Annotated in this window: 19 protein-coding genes; 9 read left to right on the forward strand and 10 right to left on the reverse strand. The window is 57.0% G+C overall.

Annotated features, from left to right (window positions below):
• Positions 1–264, forward strand: a 264-nt coding sequence (locus tag INT33_RS18360) for a hypothetical protein (RefSeq protein ID WP_226940267.1), incomplete at its 5' end; no start/stop codon positions are given.
• Positions 265–289: 25 nt separating this feature from the next.
• Here the strand turns inward: INT33_RS18360 and INT33_RS18365 are convergent.
• Both INT33_RS18365 and INT33_RS18370 read right to left on the reverse strand, forming a co-directional pair.
• A complete protein-coding gene (locus tag INT33_RS18365) occupies positions 290–1939 on the reverse strand; it encodes an ABC transporter ATP-binding protein (RefSeq protein WP_226940268.1) in 1650 nt (549 codons plus the stop codon).
• Positions 1940–1941: 2 nt separating this feature from the next.
• Entirely contained in the window at positions 1942–3744 is a 1803-nt protein-coding gene (locus INT33_RS18370) for an ABC transporter ATP-binding protein (protein WP_087110703.1), read from the reverse strand.
• A gap of 201 nt (positions 3745–3945) precedes the next feature.
• Between INT33_RS18370 and INT33_RS18375 the strand changes: the two genes are divergently transcribed.
• A complete protein-coding gene (locus INT33_RS18375) occupies positions 3946–4563 on the forward strand; it encodes a TetR/AcrR family transcriptional regulator (RefSeq protein WP_087110705.1) in 618 nt (205 codons plus the stop codon).
• 63 nt (positions 4564–4626) lie between these two features.
• Here INT33_RS18375 and INT33_RS18380 read toward each other — a convergent pair whose 3' ends face one another.
• The 7 genes from INT33_RS18380 to INT33_RS18410 all read right to left on the reverse strand — a co-directional run bounded on the left by INT33_RS18380 (position 4627) and on the right by INT33_RS18410 (position 12953).
• On the reverse strand, positions 4627–5547 hold the full coding sequence (locus INT33_RS18380) for a metal ABC transporter permease (RefSeq protein ID WP_087110707.1): 921 nt from the start codon (positions 5545–5547) through the stop codon (positions 4627–4629).
• A complete protein-coding gene (locus INT33_RS18385) occupies positions 5544–6635 on the reverse strand; it encodes a metal ABC transporter permease (RefSeq protein ID WP_192538644.1) in 1092 nt (363 codons plus the stop codon). Before INT33_RS18385 ends, INT33_RS18380 begins: the two co-directional genes overlap by 4 nt.
• A gap of 3 nt (positions 6636–6638) precedes the next feature.
• Entirely contained in the window at positions 6639–7421 is a 783-nt protein-coding gene (locus tag INT33_RS18390; RefSeq protein WP_087110711.1) for a metal ABC transporter ATP-binding protein, read from the reverse strand.
• Positions 7422–7436: 15 nt separating this feature from the next.
• Complete coding sequence (locus INT33_RS18395; protein ID WP_192538643.1) at positions 7437–8411, reverse strand: metal ABC transporter solute-binding protein, Zn/Mn family; 975 nt, start codon at positions 8409–8411, stop codon at positions 7437–7439.
• 398 nt (positions 8412–8809) lie between these two features.
• Positions 8810–10180, reverse strand: coding sequence for a PepSY-associated TM helix domain-containing protein (locus INT33_RS18400; protein WP_087110715.1), 1371 nt, complete (start codon positions 10178–10180; stop codon positions 8810–8812).
• 85 nt (positions 10181–10265) lie between these two features.
• Positions 10266–12437, reverse strand: coding sequence for a TonB-dependent receptor domain-containing protein (locus INT33_RS18405; RefSeq protein WP_087110717.1), 2172 nt, complete (start codon positions 12435–12437; stop codon positions 10266–10268).
• A 75-nt stretch (positions 12438–12512) separates the two neighbouring features.
• Positions 12513–12953, reverse strand: a complete 441-nt coding sequence (locus INT33_RS18410; RefSeq protein WP_193092665.1) for a DUF2946 domain-containing protein — start codon at positions 12951–12953, stop codon at positions 12513–12515.
• A gap of 308 nt (positions 12954–13261) precedes the next feature.
• Here INT33_RS18410 and INT33_RS18415 point away from each other — a divergent pair, with 308 nt between their 5' ends.
• The 7 genes from INT33_RS18415 (at position 13262) to ureG (ending at position 18763) form a co-directional block, all read left to right on the forward strand.
• The gene (locus tag INT33_RS18415; RefSeq protein WP_087110721.1) at positions 13262–14146 is read left to right on the forward strand and encodes an urease accessory protein UreD; all 885 of its coding nucleotides are present in this window, start codon (positions 13262–13264) and stop codon (positions 14144–14146) included.
• 22 nt (positions 14147–14168) lie between these two features.
• The gene (locus INT33_RS18420) at positions 14169–14471 is read left to right on the forward strand and encodes an urease subunit gamma (protein ID WP_009098441.1); all 303 of its coding nucleotides are present in this window, start codon (positions 14169–14171) and stop codon (positions 14469–14471) included.
• Between the two features lie 87 nt (positions 14472–14558).
• Positions 14559–14879, forward strand: coding sequence for an urease subunit beta (locus INT33_RS18425; protein ID WP_193092666.1), 321 nt, complete (start codon positions 14559–14561; stop codon positions 14877–14879).
• Positions 14876–16591 carry an urease subunit alpha gene (ureC, locus tag INT33_RS18430; protein WP_192527747.1) on the forward strand — a complete coding sequence of 572 codons (1716 nt, stop codon included), beginning with the start codon at positions 14876–14878 and terminating at the stop codon, positions 16589–16591. Before INT33_RS18425 ends, ureC begins: the two co-directional genes overlap by 4 nt.
• Positions 16592–16866: 275 nt before the next feature.
• Positions 16867–17415 carry an urease accessory protein UreE gene (gene ureE / locus INT33_RS18435; RefSeq protein WP_193092667.1) on the forward strand — a complete coding sequence of 183 codons (549 nt, stop codon included), beginning with the start codon at positions 16867–16869 and terminating at the stop codon, positions 17413–17415.
• Positions 17405–18115 (forward strand): urease accessory protein UreF, encoded by a 711-nt coding sequence (locus tag INT33_RS18440; protein ID WP_087110732.1) that lies wholly within the window; start codon positions 17405–17407, stop codon positions 18113–18115. Before ureE ends, INT33_RS18440 begins: the two co-directional genes overlap by 11 nt.
• Positions 18116–18127: 12 nt before the next feature.
• Positions 18128–18763: an urease accessory protein UreG gene (ureG, locus tag INT33_RS18445; RefSeq protein ID WP_193092668.1), complete on the forward strand. Its 636-nt coding sequence runs from the start codon at positions 18128–18130 to the stop codon at positions 18761–18763.
• Positions 18764–19179: 416 nt separating this feature from the next.
• On the opposite strand, the gene INT33_RS18450 is transcribed toward ureG, so the two are convergent.
• Positions 19180–19431 (reverse strand): formate dehydrogenase subunit delta, encoded by a 252-nt coding sequence (locus INT33_RS18450; RefSeq protein WP_193092669.1) that lies wholly within the window; start codon positions 19429–19431, stop codon positions 19180–19182.
• Position 19432 lies beyond the last annotated feature (1 nt).

A 19432-nucleotide genomic window follows, 5' to 3' on the forward strand; every position in this document is an offset into this window, starting at 1 on the left:
ATTGAGGACATGACCATCGACCAGTTGCTGGAACTGAACCAGACCATCTGCCAGCGAATTGATGAACTGCAAGAACAGGAAACCCTGCAAGCCTTGAGTCGGTTGCGGGTTGGTCTGAAAGTGACCTTCGAAGGCCGAGAAGGACCGGTGTTGGGGATCGTCACCAAGATCAACCGCAAGAGTGTGATCGTGCTGGGCGAGGAAGGCAGGAAACAGTACAAGGTCTCGCCGGAGTTACTTAGGCCTCTGCGTGACGTGAAGTAGGTCAACTACGTCGTAGGATGAACGCTTACCCTTGCTCAATGATGCGTCCGTCATCTAGCACGATGATCTGATCAGCCATGCTCACCGTAGAGAGTTGGTGGGCGATCACCAATAGCGTACGTTGGCCTCTCAGTCGCACCAGCGCCTGGGTAATGATGGCTTGATTTTCCGCATCCAGTGCGGCAGTCGCTTCATCCACCAGCAGAATGGGCGCATTCTTAATGAGTGCTCGGGCGATGGCGATACGCTGCCGTTCGCCGCCGGAAAGGCGGGCGCCTCCCTCGCCCACTGGTGTGTCCAATCCTTGGGGCAGGCGTTCGACGATCTCGATGACACCGGCCAGACGCACGGCGTCCATCAGGTCGGCATCGCTGGCGTCGGGATGGCCAAAGCGAATATTGTCAGCAATGCTGCCGGCAAACAGGTAGCTCTCCTGGAAGATCTGGCTGACGTGATCCGCCAGCTGGGTACTAGACATATCGCGGACGTCCACGCCGCCGACGAGCACACTACCGTGATCTGCATCGAAAAATCTCGCGACCAGGCGCGCCAGAGTGGTCTTGCCTGAACCTGACTCACCGATCAATGCGGTCATGCTACCGGGCGTGATAGATAGGCTAACCCCGTTGAGCACGTCGGGCTCATGCGGCGCATAGCGAAAGCGGACGGCTCTCAATTCGATGGAGGCATCGCGCGGTGGCTGAGGGACCGTTGGCTCGGTTAGGGGGGCAGCGTCGAAAATCGCCTGGATCTCTTCGAGTTGCCCCCTTGCACTACGCAAAATGTCGCTGTGTTGAGCGATGTCCAGCAGCGGTTCGACGAACCGGCTTACCAGTACCAGCGCAATGATGACGCTTATAATGCTCGCTGCCGTCAGTGATCCTTCCAAAAGCGTATTGATCCACAGGGTTGTGACGATCAGCAGCACGGCAAAGACTGTCTGCACTGCCCAGGCATTGAGCAGCGCCGAAAGTGCCGATAGGCAAGCCAGCCTTGTTCCCGAGCGGTGCTGTTGTTCCATGGCCTGTTCTAAGAAGCGTGTGCTGTGGTTGTTCCCACTAAAGGCGCGTAAGACTGTCTGGGCACTGGCGAACTCGACCATGCGCTGACTGGTATCAGAAAAGTGTTGCTGGAAGGCCCTGTCGGCATGCTGGGCAAGCTTGGCGGTGAGTAATAAAACCCCCAAAAGTAGCGGCAGCGCGACCAGCGCCGCAATGCCCAGCGGTGCATGCAACACCAATAGCGCGGCAAGGAGAACGATAGGCGTGACAAGCCCGCTGATCACCGGTGTAAAGACGTGAGCAGGAAGCTGGGCCACCGCCATCATACCCTGCGTGGTTACATGGCTAAGGCGCGCGGTATTTGTCGCGGTAAACCAGCCAACCGGCAGATGGATCACGTGTTCGCCAAGGCGATGGCGGCCCGACTGCAAGATGGCGACGCCGACACGGACGCCTGCCTGCTCCACGTGCCATCGCACTCCCCAACAGATTAGGATGCCGAAAAGCAGCACTACTAGCCATGTGGTGGCCACACTGAGTTGGCCAATCAGGAGGTAATAGAGAAGAGGGATAAGGGCCAAGATGGTCAGACCGCTTAGCACACCATAGACAGTGACCAGACCGAGATAGCGACGCAAGAGCGCGGTGTCTTCGCCAAGCAGTTGATTGAGCATTTTCAGCACGCTGCCACCTTCGATTCCAGTGAGTTTGTTTTCTCTTCCAGTGCCCAAAGGCGAGCATAAAGGTCATTGCTGGCCAGTAGCTGGTCGTGATTGCCTTGCTCAGCAACCGTGCCGCCATCGAGTACCAGAATATGGTCGGCGTGGATGATCGACTTTAGGTGATGCGAAATAATCACAAGCGTCCGCCCCCGGGTTAAACGCGACAGAGCCTGCTGGATGGCCAGCTCATTGCTGGCGTCAACCGCTGCTGTCGGCTCGTCCAGCACCAATAGAGGCGGATCAAGTAACATGGCGCGGGCAATACTGACGCGCTGTTGCTCGCCACCTGACAGTTGAATATCCTCGCCAACCATCGATCGATAGCCGTTAGGGAGTGCGGCGATACGTTCGTGAATATTCGCCGCGCGAGCGGCATCCTCGATTTCCTGTTGGCTGGCCGAAGGGCGGCCCAACGCAATGTTGTCTCGAATGCTGGCATGGATCAGACGCACGTCCTGCAGAACAAAACCAATCCGCTGGTAGAGCGTTGACATCTCAAGATGGCGCAGATCCACCCCGCCTAACGTAATGCGCCCATGGGTGGGGTCAAAAAAGCGCAGCATCAGGCGTGCCAGGGTGGATTTGCCTGCCCCCGAAGGGCCAACAATCGCCGTAACGCTGCCAGGTGCAAGAGTAAAGTGCAGGTTCGATAGCCCGTTTTGGGCATTGTTATAGACGTAACTGACATTTTCAAAGCGAACTTCATGATCGTTGGGGAGCTGGCACTCACTGGAGGGGATTGATGGCAATACCGGCGTTTCAAGCAGTGCCATGACGCGTTGGGCGGCGCCAACGGCACTGCCTAAGTCGTGCAGCAAGGTATGCAGCAGCAGTAACGGAGCACAGATACCGGGGGCTACTAGAATGAATGGCAACAGATCGACCGGTTCTGACCAGCCGTTGGCGACGCAAAATATGCCAACCGTGAGCGCCAGTCCCAATATCGTCACCGTTGTCACCATCGCATGAACATGTGCCATAGAAGCGACCAGAGGGCGGGTAAATTGCTCAAATGCATGGGCAAAGCTATCCACTGCTGCTTGGTAGCCACGATAGGCTTGTCCGGTCGTACCGAAGGCCTTGACGACGGGAATGCCGCAGACAAATTCATTAATGGCGTTATTCATGCGCTCAAGCTGGGCAATAAACTCACCCATATTGGCTTTGCTGGCTTGCATGAGTCGGCGCAGGAAAAGAAAGAAACCGGGAAGAGGCAGTAACGTAATAACGGCGATTTTCCAATCCAGCATGATCAGGTAGACCACCGAGATCAGTAAGGCGCCAAACGCGCGTCCTACCGCCGTGTAAAAGTGCGCGGTCAGGCTGTGCAGCGTCGCAATATCGTCTTGCATCGCCTGTTTTACGTCGCCGGATGCGCGGCTGGTAAACCAGCCAAGCGGTGCTTGGGACAAGCGTCGCATAACAGCCAAGCGTAGCTGGTAGGTGAGTTTGTTATCCGCCAGGTGCGCTACCAGCTCGCCGAGAAACATGCACCCCATGCCGACAAAGAGGCTCACGATGCTGGCTGCTACCACCCAGCCAATTTCACGCATGCTGGCGGTTGATAACTCCCAGGCGGCGCCTGGATCAGACACAAGAATCTTGGCGATATGTGCCATACCGGCAAGCGGCACCATCGTTAATATCGTGCCGATGCCCGCCAGCATTGCCGCGGCAAAAAGCCGTGTGCGTATAGGGGCCAACACTTGGCTGATGGGGCTCTTACCTTGGGATCTCGATGTATCGTGCGTGCTCATGAAGCGTTATGACTCGGCCATAGGGGATTATCGAACCTGCATAGCAGTAGTTTGTAACGAGAATTAGTCGCGTTTAAATAGGCTAATAGATAATTAGTTTCATGGCAATAAACTAATTAATATAATTGCATGCCAATCAACTAATTGACCCTAAAGTGAGTGAGTGGCTAGATAAGGAACGTCAGCGATTAAGGATGCAATATGACCACGCAACAGCCAGTTAAAGCACGCGGGCGGCCGCCTACCATCACGCTTGAGCGTATTGCGAATGCGGGTATCGAAATCGGCCTACCCAACATCACCTTTGTCGGGGTGGCCAGCGCGCTAGGCATCAGCCATATGGCGCTTTATAAGCATGTGCCCAATTTAAAGGCGCTGAAATGCTTAGTGGCCGAAGAAATATTTCAACGTTGGAATATTCCACGAGCTTCCAATGATGCGCCCGGGGAATTGAAAGAGTATCTATCCACTTTTGCCGCATCGATAAGCGAGTTTGTCAAAGCTCACCCAGGATTAACGCCCTATGTGATCCGTCGCTTGGCTGCCACTCAGCCCATGATTGAAAAAATTCGTGCACATCAAAACCATATTGCTGAGGTTTATGATATCTCCCAGGAGCAAGCTCGCTGGCTTCTGGCGACCATAGCTTTTCAATGCTTTTCCGTCGCCGATACGATTTATTCGGTAGTGGGGAAAGAGCCTGTCGAGGGGGCGAGCCGCGGCCTGGAGGAGGCCGAAATGGAGGCGGAATTAGAGGAAGGTATGCGAGCGCTTATTACTGGTGCGCTAGTAATACTGAACGAGCGCTCACGTGGATAGGGCCTTTATAAAAGCGTGCGTCTTCGTCGTTGCAAGTGGCGCCCTGGTCTGGCGTTTAGCCTTTCAAAACAATGAAGGCGGCTCCATCGGCGCCTGCCGCGCCCGGCGGCGCTTCAGCATTTGGGTAATCAGCCCGTAGCGCGGCCCGCCCAAAAAGGCCAGTATCAGAAATACGCCGGTCATTACCGCCATCATGCCACCGATGGAGACGTTGAAATGCACCGCGAGGAAATAGCCGGAAATGCTCGAGGCGATCGAGATCAGCGCGCCGAAAATGAACATCATCCACAGGCGGTCAGTCAGCAAATAGGCGGCGGAGGCGGGAACAATGGCAAAGGCGATGAACAGCACCGCCCCCACGGCGTCGAAGGCCGCCACGGCGGTGGAGCTGGTCAGCATCAAAAGTACATAGAACAGGATCGTCGGCATGAAGCCAAAGGTTTTGGCCAGCGCGGGATCGAAGGTGGCGAGCTTCAGCTCTTTATAGAAGAGCCCGATAAACGCGTAGTTGAGCAGCGTCATTACGCTCATCGAGACCAGCGCCTGGGGAATCGGCAGGCCGAAAAGCTCGACGGTATCCAGCCAGACAAACCCGATTTCACCCAACAGCACGGTGTGGGTGTCGATATGCACGTCGTGGGCGTAGATATTGAGTAGTAACACGCCAATGGAGAAGAGTGCTGGGAACACCAGTCCGATGGCGGCGTCCTGCTTCACCCGCTTGGTATTGGCCAGCGCCTCGGTGAGAAATACTGTCAAAAGCCCGGTCAGCGCGGCGCCGATGAGCTGCACCGGCCCGCTCTGCTGCTTGGTCAGTATCCAGACGATCACGATGCCGAACACGATCGAATGGCTGATGGCATCCGACAGCATGCTGTTGCCGCGCAGCACCAAAAACGTGCCCACCGCTGATGAGGCGATACCCACCATGGCGCCGACCAGAATGATGGGAAGCGCGGTACTGTTGAGAAGCTCTGCGATCATGGCGCGACCTCCTCGAACGTGGCGACCACCTGGCGCGCTTTTGCCTGCCCTGTTGTCGTCAGCCCCCAGTCCGCTTCACCTTGTGAGCGGGTCAGGTAGCCTTGGCGTTTTAACAGGGCAAGGGTGAGCCGTGCGCTCAGCGATAAACGCCGTGATGCAGGCCGGGCCGGGTGTTTATATAGCGTGTAGAGAAGCTGGCGTTTTTGAAGCTCGGCTTTCTGGCGGTAGTGTTTCATGATGCCCCATAAAAGCCCGCGCCCTGGCGCCAGCGCCAGCGACAGCAGCACGATGGCCGTGGCGGTTAGTACGATCAGCGGGCCGGTAGCAAGCCCGCGCGACAGCGTGCTGATCGTCGCGCCGGAGACTCCGCTGACGATACCCACGCCCGCCGCGATGGCAAGCATGGTGCCCAGGTGGCGGCTCCACTGGCGCGCGGCCGCCGCCGGGGCAACGATCATCGCCGCCATCAAAATGACGCCGACCATCTGCAAGCCGACCACCACCGCCAGTGCGACCATGGCGGTCAGTGTCGCCTCGATGGCCGTGGCGGGCATGCCAAGCGTTCGGGCGTACTCGGCGTCGAACGTGACCAGCTTGGCCTGCTTCCAGAAGGCGGCGAGCAGCGAAAGCGTTACCAGCGTCACGCCACCCATCACCCACAGATCCGAGCGCAGCGTGGCGGCGGCCTGGCCGAATAAAAAGGCCTCGAGCCCGCCCTGGGCGGCGTTGCTGGTGCCTTGAATGTAGGTGAGCAGCACGATACCAACGGCAAAGAAGAGGCTCAGGCAAACGCCTAGCCCCGCATCGGTTTTCAGGCGGCTTTTGCGGGTGAGCAGCAGCATGATCAGCGCTGCAAGAGAGCCGGTAGCAAGCGAGCCGATCATGATGCCGCCAATATCGCGGCTGCCGGTAATGATGAAGCTCAGGCATATTCCCGGAAGAGCCGCGTGGGAGATGGCGTCGCCCAGCAGGCTTTGACGGCGCAGCACCGCAAAGCAGCCCAAGGGGCCGCTGATCAGGCCCAGAAGCGAGGCGCCGATCACCACGTTTTGAAAGGTATAATCCGATAGAAGTTCGAGCCACTGCATGGGTCAGGTCACTTTTGAGGCGGGAAACGTTAATGACTCGTGGTCACCCAGCAGCGCGATCTGGCCGCCGTAGGCCTGGCGGAGGTTGTCGATCTTGAAAACGTCTTTGGCGTCGCCACTGGCAATCACGCGCACGTTCAGTAGCAATAGCCAGTCGAAGTAGGTACCGACAGTTTGCAGATCGTGGTGGACGACGATAAGCGTCTTTCCCGCATCACGCAGGCGGCGCAGTATATCGATGATCGCCCGTTCGGTGGTGGCATCGACCCCGGCCATGGGTTCGTCCAGAAAGTAAACGTCGGCCTGTTGCACCAGTGCGCGGGCCAGAAACACGCGTTGTTGCTGGCCGCCGGAAAGCTGGCTGATCTGGCGGTGGGCAAGCTCGCTCATGCTGACCATGTCGAGCGCGTCCATCGCCTCTTTACGTTCTCGGCGCCCGGGGCGCTTGAACCAGCCAAGGCGCCCGTAAAGGCCCATGGTCACCACATCGAGCGCGGTGGTGGGAAAGTCCCAATCCACGCTCGAGCGCTGGGGCACGTAGCCCACCCGCTTGCGCTGGGCGGCATAAGGCTTGCCGTGCACCAGCACCTCGCCGGAAAGCGATGGCACCAGCCCTAAAAGGCTTTTGATCAGCGTGCTTTTGCCTGCGCCGTTGGGGCCGACAATTCCCGCCATCACGCCCGCCGGGATATCGAGATTGATATCCCAAAGCACGGGCTGATTATGATAGCTCACGGTCAAATTGTTGATGCTGAGAGCGGGCTCGGCACTTGCAGATGTTACCATCGAGAGTATGCCCTTCTATCCCTGTTGGTCGAGCTGCCACTCGCTTGCCCAGTCATTGAGCTCATCGGGCAGTGGGGAAAGTGTGCCGCCGAGTGCGTTAACGATATGCTGGGTATTGCGGTAGATCATACCCATATAGGTGCCGTCGACGGTACCGTCATCGCCCATGGCGTCGGAATAAAGCTCGCCGCCAACCACAACGTCATGGCCACGCTGCTTGGCCGCGTCGATCACCGCCTGGACGGTGCGCGGATTGATGGTGCTTTCAACGAACACCGCCGGTACGTCGCGCTCTACCACACTCGTCGCCATGTTGCGGATATCGGCAATGCCGGTTTCGGTTTCGGTGCTGATGCCTTGAATACCTTCAACGTCGATATCGTAGGCGCGCCCATAGTAGCTAAACGCATCGTGGGCGGTCACCAGCACGCGCTGACTCTCGGGAATGGTCGCGATACTCTCCTTGACCCACTTGTGGAGCGCCAACAGTTCGGTCTGGTAGCGCTCGGTGTTGGCTTCAATAGTATCCGCGCAGTCGGGGCGCGCTCCAATAAAGGTATCGCTTAGCGTCGGCAGCGTTTGCGCCCAAAGCGAAACATCCATCCACAGGTGCGGATCGATGCCGTAGATATCCTGCGCGGTAATCAGCGATGAAGGGTCGATCGAAGAGGGCGCGACAGCAAGCGTCGGGGTGCGCGAAGAGAAATTTTCCAGCACCGAACCCAGCTGGCCTTCCAGGGCGTAGCCCGAGTAAAGAATCTGTTCGGCGCCGCGCAACAGCGAAACATCGCTGGCGCTGGCCTGGAAAAGATGCGGGTCGATCCCGGGGCCCATCATGGCCTGGACGCTAACGCATTCGCCGCCTACCTCCTGTGCCACATCGGCAATCATGCCAATGGTTGCCACCACGTTGAGGGGCGTTTCATCAGCCGCTGCCAAGGTACTGAAAGGCAGCATTCCCAATAGAATCACAGCATGTTTTGTTGCCATTATTAAGCTCCAGACTCGACATGAGGTAGATAGTAGACGAAGCAGTGTTACTCCGTGTAATCATTTTGCGCTGTGGAAACAAGTATAGCCTCGGCTAAGTTTGTGGCGCAAATAATTTAATGTCAAGCGGATAAACGTGCTGAGGTAGACTGAAATAGGCATGAGTTTATGAGGCAATAAGCGCAAATGCGCTATTAATGTATCGCTTTAGTTGGCCAAGGCATCAACGGGTCTTGCGCTGGCATCGTTCGATACTTGAAGGCATACCGATAGTGGCTATTCTGTGGCGCGTGTGAGTAGCGGGAAAGATAGAGCGAGAGGCGTAAATTGAGATTTAGATAAACCTGAGCTTCTGGCCCCAAGGGGGCCAGAAAGAGGGAGTGATAGAAACTGAGGTGTTACCTTGGCTGGTTAACCAGCCTCCGCTCCTGGAGCGGGCGCACAATCAGCCAATCAAGCAGCAGCATGACGATCAACGACGCGCCTACCAGCGGGAAAATCAATCCGCCTATCGCCAGAATGGCAATCAGACCCCGGAAAACGCGTTTGTCTGCCGGTAGTGGCGGTACGCCCATTGCGCGTGAGGGGCGGCGCTTCCACCACATTACTGCGGCCGATACCGCCAGCAGGATAATCGCCACGCACACGGTCAAAAAGAGCAGTTGGTTGGCCAGACCAAACTGCTGGCCCATATGCACGTTGATACCAAATTCCAACCAGCGACCCAGGGGCCCGTAATCGGAGTAGCTCATGTCGATCAAGCGCTCGCCGCTGTACTGATCAAGATGCACCACGCGCTGTTGGCTAAGGTCATTAGGATAGACTGATCCGGTGTACACGCCGGTCTCTGTGGTGGGCAGGCTGACCGCATAGCCATGATGCAATCCCAGCTCATCGAAGATGGCGACAGCGCCGTCAAGGCCAATGCTCGTTGCCTGGCCTGGTCCCTGTGTGGATTCTGGAATTTGTGCCTGTTCGAGTGACCAGTTTGTCGGGCTTTGCGCGTTTAAACGCGCTTCCGACATGGGCACTTCAACGCGCACACCAGAGGGGTAGCCGAAATTGTTACCGTTAGCCCACTGATTAACCTGCGCGCCCCACACGCCCGACCAAGGCATTCCGGTGATCGCCAGAAAGACGATAAACCCACCGACAAAAATACCCAGCACGGCATGCAGATCACGCCAGAACACGCGGCTTTTTGGCTTGCCGCGCACGCTAATCACGCCGCCTTTGCCTTTACGCCGTGGCCACCAGAGGTAAATGCCGGTGAGCACTAGCAGGGTTGCCCAGCCGCCGGCTATTTCAATCAGTTTGCGCGCTGTAGGTCCAAAGTATTTCAAACTGTGCAGATAGCGAACGGTCCACATCACCGTGCCGCGGTCATCCAGCGCCCCCAGCACATTGGCAGTATACGGATTGACGTAAACGGCTAACCGCTCGCCCGAGGCAGTATTCACTGTGATCTCCGCCGAGCTTTTCGGCGTGGCGGGGTCGGTGAATTTTACGGCAGTGCCAGGGTGAGCCGTAAGGGCTGCGCTTACCAGCGTAGAGGGAGGGAGCGTCGCCTCTTGAACGGCTACGCGCTTCACATCAGCGTGTATGAGTGCATCCAGTTCGTCCTTGAAAAGATAAAGGCCCCCAGTAATTGCCAGGGTGATCATGAACGGCAGAACCAAAAGGCCGGCGTAAAAGTGCCAGCGCCAAACGGCGCGATACAGGTCGAAGGTCTTGCGTTTACCTTCTTGTGGGGGTGACGTGGTCGACATGAAGTCTCTCCAGACCACCAGGCATCTAGCCTGGTGGTTTTAAGCGGTAAGGGTAAACAGGTGCTCTACTGAGCACCTGAATGAATCAGAAGCTGAAGTCGGCCCGTGCCCACACCATGCGGCCAGGCTCATTAATGCCGCGATCCAAATCAGCGGGATAGCCAAAGGCTGCATTACCCGCCAGATTCAAGTGTTCGGTGTAGGTGGTATCGAAAACGTTATCCACCCCCACACTTAGCGTTAGGTGGTTGCTTGCTTGATAGGCACCGTTAAGCGAGAACACCCCGAAGCCTGACGACGATTCCAGATCCTGGCCGACGACATTGCCTTTTTCGAGCGCAATACGGTTTTGTGCCGCAACACCACGCCATAGGCCACCCACAGAGTAGTCATCGTGTGCATAGGTCAGGCCGACCTTGGCTTCCAGCGGTGGGATCTGTGGTAATGCCTCATCGTCGTTGGCATTTCGCCCCCAGGCATAGGCCAGCGAGGCATTGCTTACCCAGTTGTCGGTTAGTTGATAGCTAGCGCCCACTTCGGCACCCGCAATCTGAGCATCAATGTTATCGATCTGAGTACCGCCCATGCCCGCGGTGTTGTAATCAAACAAGATGAAATCGTTAACGTATCCTGCATACCCGGACACCCATGCGCTTAAGCGCTGGTCGTTATACTGCGCGCCTATATCCAACTGGGTGGTTTTTTCGGGTTGAACACCGTCAAAGGCATTCAAACTACCGGCCGGGCCTGCCTGACTAGAGCTCAATTCCCAGTAATCGGGAAAGCGCTCCACATGCCCGACCCCGGCATACCAGGTGACCGGTGCTGAGGCTAAATCCTGCTCATAGCGGATAAAAGCGCTGGGCAGAGTGTCGCGGCGGGTGAGGCCTGTGGTAGCTGTGTCCAGGCTTTCGTCACTGACGCGGTAGCGGTCTACGCGGGCGCCGCCAATAAGACGGTCACGTTCATCGATAAAACGGGTGACTTCGCTGAAGGCGCCAAACTGGGTCTGCTCGTAGTCGGGCTGCCAGTGTTCGCCATCCAGATTGCGATGTACCTGATGCTCGACATCGACACCGGCCGTCCACGTGGTGTTTTCCCACTCCCACGTTGATGCGACGCGCGCGCTGCGGGTGCGACGGTCTAGCCGCATGGCCATGCCGTCACTCATGTCCATACCGCCATCCATATCCATGCCGCTGCCCATGTCCATGCCGCCGCCCATGTCCATGCCACCACCCATGTCCATGCCGCTGCCCATGTCCATGCCACCACCCATGTCCATGCTGCCCGGTGAGCGCAGCGTGAAGTTATCCATAATATGGTCGGCATAGGCATAGTTGGCCTGCATTTCCAGACGTTTCCAGTGTTCACCTAAATTCTCGCGCTGAAAACGGATGCCCACGGTTTCGCGCAGAAATTTGCTGCCATCCATACCTCGCCCGGCATAGCGCGCTTCGCCGTTTCCTCGGCCTGCGGTGACTTCAAGCCAGGTATCGTTGTCGGGTGTCCATCCAAGCGCTATGTCACCGTTCCACTTATCCCATAACGAGGGCACGGCGTTGCCATCGCCATCCTGATAGTCATTAGCTTCGGATTGATTGCCGGTAATGCGCAGGTAGCCGTCTTTATTGCCTAAAGCGGCATCAATGCGGCGATCAAAGCGCCCATAGGTACCCAGCATGACGCTGCCATCCACTCGCACACCGGCTTCATCGAACTCCTCCGGGCCGCGGTCAAAGCGCACCGTTGCCGCTGAAGCGCCGGGGCCCCACAGAACGGACTGCGGCCCTTTGGTGACGGTGAGGCTGTCGTAATTTTCAGGTGAGATATAAGACGTAGGCGCATCCATTCTTGCCGGGCAGGCGCCTAGCATTTGGCTGCCATTGGTCAGCACGCGAAGACGTGAGCCAAACATGCCACGGAACACCGGATCACCGTTGGTGCCACCGTTACGAATGGCAGAGAACCCGGGGATGGTCTGAAGGTAGTCGGCGCCGTCGCTGGCAGGGGCCGGTTGCCGCGGTATACGCGGGTCGGTTTCCACCGTGAGCGGTGAGCTTAGCGGTACAGCGGTCACGACCATCGTGTTTAACGCATGATGATGCTCGTGGTGAGCGGCAGGCGCCTGTGCCCATACGCCTTGAGCAACAACGCTCGATGCGGCAGCGACGCTTAATGTCAGTACGTGTCGTTGAAAACGGTTTTTTAAGCGGGCAGGCGTAACGACGCCATGCCCAATAGTTAGATGCGGCATGATGATCCCTTTTTTTGGTGTAGACAGCCGCCAGCCAGAAGCAAACTTCAGGCTGGAAAGGCTGACGATGTGGCGTTATACGATCCGAAAAAAGGGCGGGGCGCGCGTTAGCGCGTGGGGGTAGTTATCACAGGACTTTATAGCCTGTGTCGGTTGCGTCAGCAGCTGGTCATGCGTAATAAACGCTTGCAAGCTGATCGCAGGGAGAGAGGTATGCGCCGTTGGAAACTGTTGCCAGATGGCACAGTAACCACATTGGTGGAACCAGTTGAATATCGGTTCTACTTCTTCAGCATGGCCCACATGATGATGGTGGCTTGCTTGAGGGGCAGTATGTTGATGATGACCGCCGCCTTGATGGCTAGAGTGATGACTAGCTTCGTGATGCGCGTGATGTTGCCCATCGGACTGATACTGTGAAATCAGCGGCCCAACTAACAGCAGCTGCATCGCCACAAACGCCATACAAAGCGCTATGCGATACCAGTGCTTGTTTGCTGAGCGTTGTAACTGCACGAAGCCATCTACCTTGGTGGGCAACAGCCAAGCTGTTGACGGAGGATGGCTAGATAGTAACGGAAAGTTCCCAAATAAGAAGTGTTGGGTATGTGGTCTTTTGCCACACAAGGGCTGGTTAACTACTTGTTCTTTTGTGGTGCGGTCGGCGCTTCTAATGATCTTTTATGGTGCAAAAAGCCGTGGGTGGAGGTGAGCTATGACGGCTAAAACTCTGCAGCGATAGTAAAAATCTACTTTTCACCATTTTGGCGCATTCCTTGCATTTGAAAGGCTATGACCTATTCAAAAGGATGCGACTCTCTTCCATGACCTTGCGCGAACTCGCCCCACCGCTTGCGGGCTCCGGCCACCGCTTTGACCAGGAACGCCACTGGGCGGCCTCACTGGCGCTGCGTTTTGCCAAGCGCGATGGCGCCACGCGGTTAATCCAGGCACGTCACCAGGGGCCACTTCGGGTCCAGCGGCCGTTTTATCCTGAAGGCAGCCAGGAGGCGTGCCATATCTACGTGCTGCACCCACCCGGCGGATTGGTCAGCGGCGATGCGCTCACCATCAAGGCGCACGTCGAGCAAGGCGCACATGCCCTGCTGACTACCCCGGCGGCGAATAAGCTTTATAAGGCCGATAGCCAAGGCGTGGCCTGGAGCCAGCGCACTGAACTTGAGGTCGCCGATGGCGCAACGCTTGAGTGGCTGCCTCAGGAAACCATTGCCTTTGATGGCTCTAAAGGCGAACAGCGGACGCATATTGATCTTCATGGTAGTGCTCGCTGTTTAGGCTGGGAAGTGATGGCCTTGGGCCGCCCGGCGAGCGAGTTGCCATACTTATCAGGACGCATTGAGCAGTATTTTCGTTTGACGCTGGATGGCAAGCCGCTGTGGCTAGAACGCCAGCCGTTAGACCCGTTACACCCGCGCTTTATGGGGCGCTGGGGGCAGGGCGGCGCTACGGTGCAGGCCACGCTTTGGGCGGTGGGAATGAGTGATGCGCCAGCGGCGATTGAGGAGCTGCGTAATGCCCTGCCGGATAACCCACGCTGGGCGGTAACGGTGCGCCAGGACGTTTTATTGCTGCGCTATCTGGGTGACTCACGAAATGAAGCCTGGGCGCTGTGCGAACAGGCCTGGCAATTGCTGCGCCCGCGCTGGATTGAGCGCGAGGCCCATATTCCACGTATTTGGTTAACTTAATCGATTCTGATGGAGGCGCCCTATGGAATTAACCCCAAGAGATAAAGACAAGCTGCTGCTGTTTTCCGCCGCCCAGCTTGCCGAGCGGCGCAAAGCGCGAGGGTTGAAGCTTAACTATCCCGAAGCGGTCGCGCTGATCAGTTTCGAGATTATCGAAGGTGCTCGGGACGGTCGCAGTGTGGCGGATTTGATGAGCTACGGGCGCGAGATTCTGAGCCGTGATGACGTGATGGAAGGCGTGGCCGAGATGGTCGACGAAGTCCAGGTCGAAGCCACTTTTCCGGATGGTACCAAGCTCGTGACGGTTCACACGCCTATTGTGTGAGGGGTGAGGAGTGAATGGTTAGGGGTAAGCGGTATTACTCCTCACATCTTACTCCTTGCGCCTCACAACAAAACAAGGAGTAAGTAGATGATTCCCGGTGAGTATCAGTTAAAAGAAGATGATATTGAGCTATGCGTGGGGCGTGAGCGCATCACGGTGGACGTGGCGAACACCGGTGACCGGCCGATTCAGTTGGGATCCCACTACCACTTTGCTGAAGCCAATCCCGCATTGGTGTTCGATCGCGCCAAGACGCGGGGCTATCGGCTGGATGTCGCCGCAGGTACCGCGATTCGCTTTGAACCTGGCCAGACCCGTGAAGTCACGCTGATTCCGTTTGTGGGTAAGCGAGAGATCTACGGCTTTCGTGGCGAGGTGATGGGACCGCTGGACGGAGATAAACAATGAAACCGGGTAACAAGATCAGTCGGCAAGCCTATGCTGATATGTACGGCCCCACAGTAGGCGACCGGGTACGCCTGGGCGATACCGAGCTGTGGATTGAGGTCGAAAAAGACGCCACCCACTATGGCGACGAGGTCAAATTCGGCGGCGGCAAGGTGATCCGCGATGGCATGGGTCAGAGCCAACGTAACGATGAAACCGTCATGGACACCGTCATCACTAACGCGCTGATTCTCGATTGGTGGGGCATCGTCAAAGCCGATGTGGGGCTACAGAACGGACGTATTGCTGCGATTGGCAAAGCGGGCAACCCAGACGTGCAGCCCGATGTGGATATCGTGATTGGCCCCGGTACGGAAATTATCTCGGGCGAAGGCAAGATCCTGACCGCGGGCGGCATCGACGCGCATATCCACTTTATCTGCCCCCAGCAGGTAGACGAAGCGCTGATGAGCGGTGTCACTACCATGCTGGGCGGCGGCACCGGCCCGGCCACCGGGTCGAATGCCACCACCTGTACGCCGGGCGCGTGGCACATTGGCAAAATGCTTCAGGCGGTGGATGACCTGCCCATGAATATCGGCCTGCTGGGTAAAGGTAATGCCAGCCTGCCGGAAGCCTTGGAGGCCCAGCTGGAAGCGGGCGCCATGGGCCTCAAGCTTCACGAAGACTGGGGCACAACGCCCGCATCAATTGATACCTGCCTGAGCGTGGCCGAGCGCTATGACGTGCAGATCGCCATTCACACCGATACGCTTAACGAATCGGGCTTTGTGGAAGATACTTTGGCGGCGTTTAAAGAGCGTGGCATTCACACCTACCACACTGAAGGCGCGGGCGGCGGACACGCGCCGGATATCCTCACTGCGTGTTCCAAAGAGTACGTACTGCCGTCATCGACTAACCCCACGCGGCCCTACACGGTGAACACCATTGATGAGCATCTGGATATGCTCATGGTTTGCCACCACCTGGACCCCAACATTCCCGAAGACGTGGCGTTTGCCGACTCACGCATTCGCCGTGAAACCATTGCTGCCGAAGATATCCTGCACGATTTGGGCGTGATCTCAATGATCGCCTCCGACTCTCAAGCCATGGGGCGGGTAGGCGAGGTGGTCTGCCGCACATGGCAAACCGCGCACAAAATGAAAGTACAGCGTGGCTTGCTGCCTGAAGATGAAGCGCTTGGTGCCGATAATCTGCGTGCCAAGCGCTATATCGCCAAGTACACCATCAACCCGGCGATCACCCACGGTATCGCTCACGAGGTGGGCTCTATTGAGGTAGGCAAGCTTGCCGATCTGGTGCTCTGGAAACCGGCTTTCTTCGGCGTTAAGCCGTCGCTGATTTTAAAAGGCGGCATGATCGCGGCAGCACCCATGGGCGACCCTAACGCTTCAATCCCCACGCCCCAGCCGGTTCATTATCGACGCATGTTCGGCGCTTTTGGCCGCGCGGCCAGCCAGACCCGGCTCAATTTTGTCAGCCAGGCGGCGATTGATGCAGGCCTCAAGGAGCGCTTGGGGCTTCAGAGCACGCTTGCCGCGTGCAAGAACGTACGCGGGGTGCGTAAGAAGGATATGAAGCTCAACGATGCCTGCCCCGAGCTGACCGTGGATCCGCAGACTTATGAAGTGCGCTGCGATGGCGAGCTGTTAACCTGCGAGCCCGCCACAGAGCTGCCGTTGGCTCAGCGTTATCATTTGTTCTAGATGCAACCCCGGCAGCGCTGCGCACTGCGTCGCTAGCTGAAGCTACTCCTACAGGGGGCGTGAGCTACTCCTGCGGGAGGTGCATGCACTTTAACCGGTAGGAGCTGAGTTCACTCGGCGATGGCGGCGCAGCCGCCCTTGGTTGGCATGGCGCGGTACATGGTGTTAGCCACCAACCCGGCAGCGCTGCGCACTGCATCGCTAGCTGGAGCTGCTCCTGCAGGGCGTAGGCTGATTGGAAAGGTTCAATGTATTGGGCGATTAAGAGGTTAATGATGCTGAAACTGATAGAACGTTTAGGCCCGGTGGATGAAAGCGCAGCCAGCGATACGCTCACACTTCCCTTTGAACTGCGCATCCGTGGGCGCCTAAAAGCCGAAAGCGACAATGGCCAGGCGCTGGGGCTATTTTTAGACCGTGGCCCCGTACTGCGCAGTGGTGAAGGGTTAAAAGCGGAAAGCGGCGAGGTCATTCGCGTATGCGCCGCCATTGAACCGGTAGTGACCGCACGAGTAAGTGCTGGCTTACCCCTGGCGCGGTTGGCCTACCACTTGGGCAACCGTCATGTGCAGTTGGCGCTGGGCGAAGACGAGCGCGGCGGCTGGGTACGCTTTCCGCCCGATCACGTGCTGGAGGAGCTGGCTGAACTGCTGGGCGCAACGCTTGAACGTCACGCGGCCACGTTTGATCCAGAGCCGGGCGCCTATAACCAGGTGGGTGGACATGGTCATTCACACAGGCACTCGCATGCTCACGACCACGACCACGACCACGACCACGACCACGACCACGACCACGACCACAGCCATCACCATGCCCACTGAATCCGCAGCGTTGGGCAGCCAGCCTGATCTAGCCCTGCTCGGGCTGATGCAGCTAGTCAGCCCGGCACTGCCCATCGGGGCCTTTGCGTTTTCTCAAGGGCTGGAAAGTGCCTTTGAACTTGGCTGGGTTCACGATGAGCAGACGTTGGCCGAGTGGCTTTCCGGCGTGCTGGAAGATGGCCTGACCCGCTGTGAACTACCGGTAATTGTCCGCTTATATACGGCGTTTACGCAGCACGACAGCGCGGCGATTGCCCAGTGGGATGGTTGGCTGAGTGCCACGCGGGAAACCGCCGAGCTTGCCGCTGAAGACAGTCGCTTGGGAGCCTCTCTCAAGCGGCTGTTGGGTAGCCTTGGCCTGCTACCCAGTGAGGGCTTACTACCGTCCTTGTTACCGGTTCAGCCGGGCTATGTCACGCTGTTTGCGTTTACCGCCCATGCGCGAGGCGTAAGCATTCGTCAGGCGCTGATCGGGTTTGCCTGGGCATGGCTTGAAAACCAGCTGGCGGTGGCCTGTAAAGCGCTACCTCTTGGGCATACGGCCGCTCAGCGGATTATCGAACAGCTGCGATCGCCGCTGGTTAGCGCGGTAGATGAAGCATTAACGCTCGACGATCACGACCTTGGCCCCATATTGCCGGGGCTGGCGCTAGCCAGTGCCCTACACGAAACTCAATATTCACGCCTATTTAGAAGTTAGGAGATACTTACCATGACTCACTGTTTACGTATTGGTGTGGGCGGCCCCGTTGGTTCGGGTAAAACGGCGCTACTCAAGCAGCTCTGTCTGGCGCTGCGCGACTATTACGATATCGCGGTGGTGACGAACGATATTTATACCCGCGAAGACGCTGACTTTCTGCTCAAGCACGATGCCCTGGCGGCTGACCGTATTCTGGGCGTAGAAACAGGCGGCTGCCCGCATACGGCCATTCGTGAAGACGCCTCGATGAATTTGGCGGCCATTGATGAGCTACAGGCGCGCCACCCCAAGCTTGAGCTCGTGTTGGTGGAGTCGGGGGGCGATAATCTTTCGGCGACGTTTAGCCCCGAGCTTTCCGATTTAACCCTTTATGTAATCGACGTCTCGGCGGGCGATAAAATCCCCCGTAAAGGCGGACCGGGAATTACTAAATCGGATCTGCTGATTATCAACAAGATTGATATTGCCGAGCAGGTTCACGCGTCGCTTGAGATCATGGAGCGCGACTCAAAAAAAATGCGCGGCGAACGGCCATTCGTGTTTACCAATCTGTATGACGGCGTGGGGCTTGAGGAAATTATCCGGTTCATTCTGGATAAAGGGATGCTGGACGAAAGACGCCCGCAAGCTATTGACGCGACATAAACAAAAAGGCTGCCATGACCAGGCGGTAAAAGGTCATGGCAGCCAAAAAAGGGTGGTTGGCGTCTTGCCAAACGGGCCATCCCTGGCCACCACGCCGTTACAGTGAAGGTTGTAATTCTTTATATCCTTAACCTAGGTTATGAATTTAAATTTATACTGTGTTTTAACGCTGTATTGGTCAAAAGATCAGCGTAAATAATGAGAATGTTGATAAAAGTCAATTTGATAGCAGTCATTTGGCGACTGATGAACAGTAGGAAAAATAACTCAATAAGTAGTTGGCTTACCCAATAAAACGATCCTCAGCGCGCATGCTGAAGATGAGTGAGAAGTGCTCAAACGTAAAATAAAGATGTGCGGATGCAAAAAAGGCTTGCCGCGCGGCAAGCCTTATTACGCTCTAACACGATCACTTTCTAACGCGTGATACTTTGCCGTTCTAAAAGCCGGGTCGCCAGCAGCGTGGCAGCACGCCGCGCCAGGGGGGAAAATTCGACGCCCTCAAGTTCGAGATTGGCAACGAGGCGATGCTTCATGGGCCGCGCCCAGAAAGTTTCCAGGTGGCGGCACGTAGCGGTGGCAGCGGCTTCCTCATCGCGACCACCGCCTAGGTTGGCGGCGATCTGATTAATCATGTGAATCAGGTTCGCATCATTGTTTGTCGACATC

The organism is Halomonas colorata (assembly GCF_014897985.1).
Lineage (GTDB): Bacteria > Pseudomonadota > Gammaproteobacteria > Pseudomonadales > Halomonadaceae > Vreelandella > Vreelandella colorata.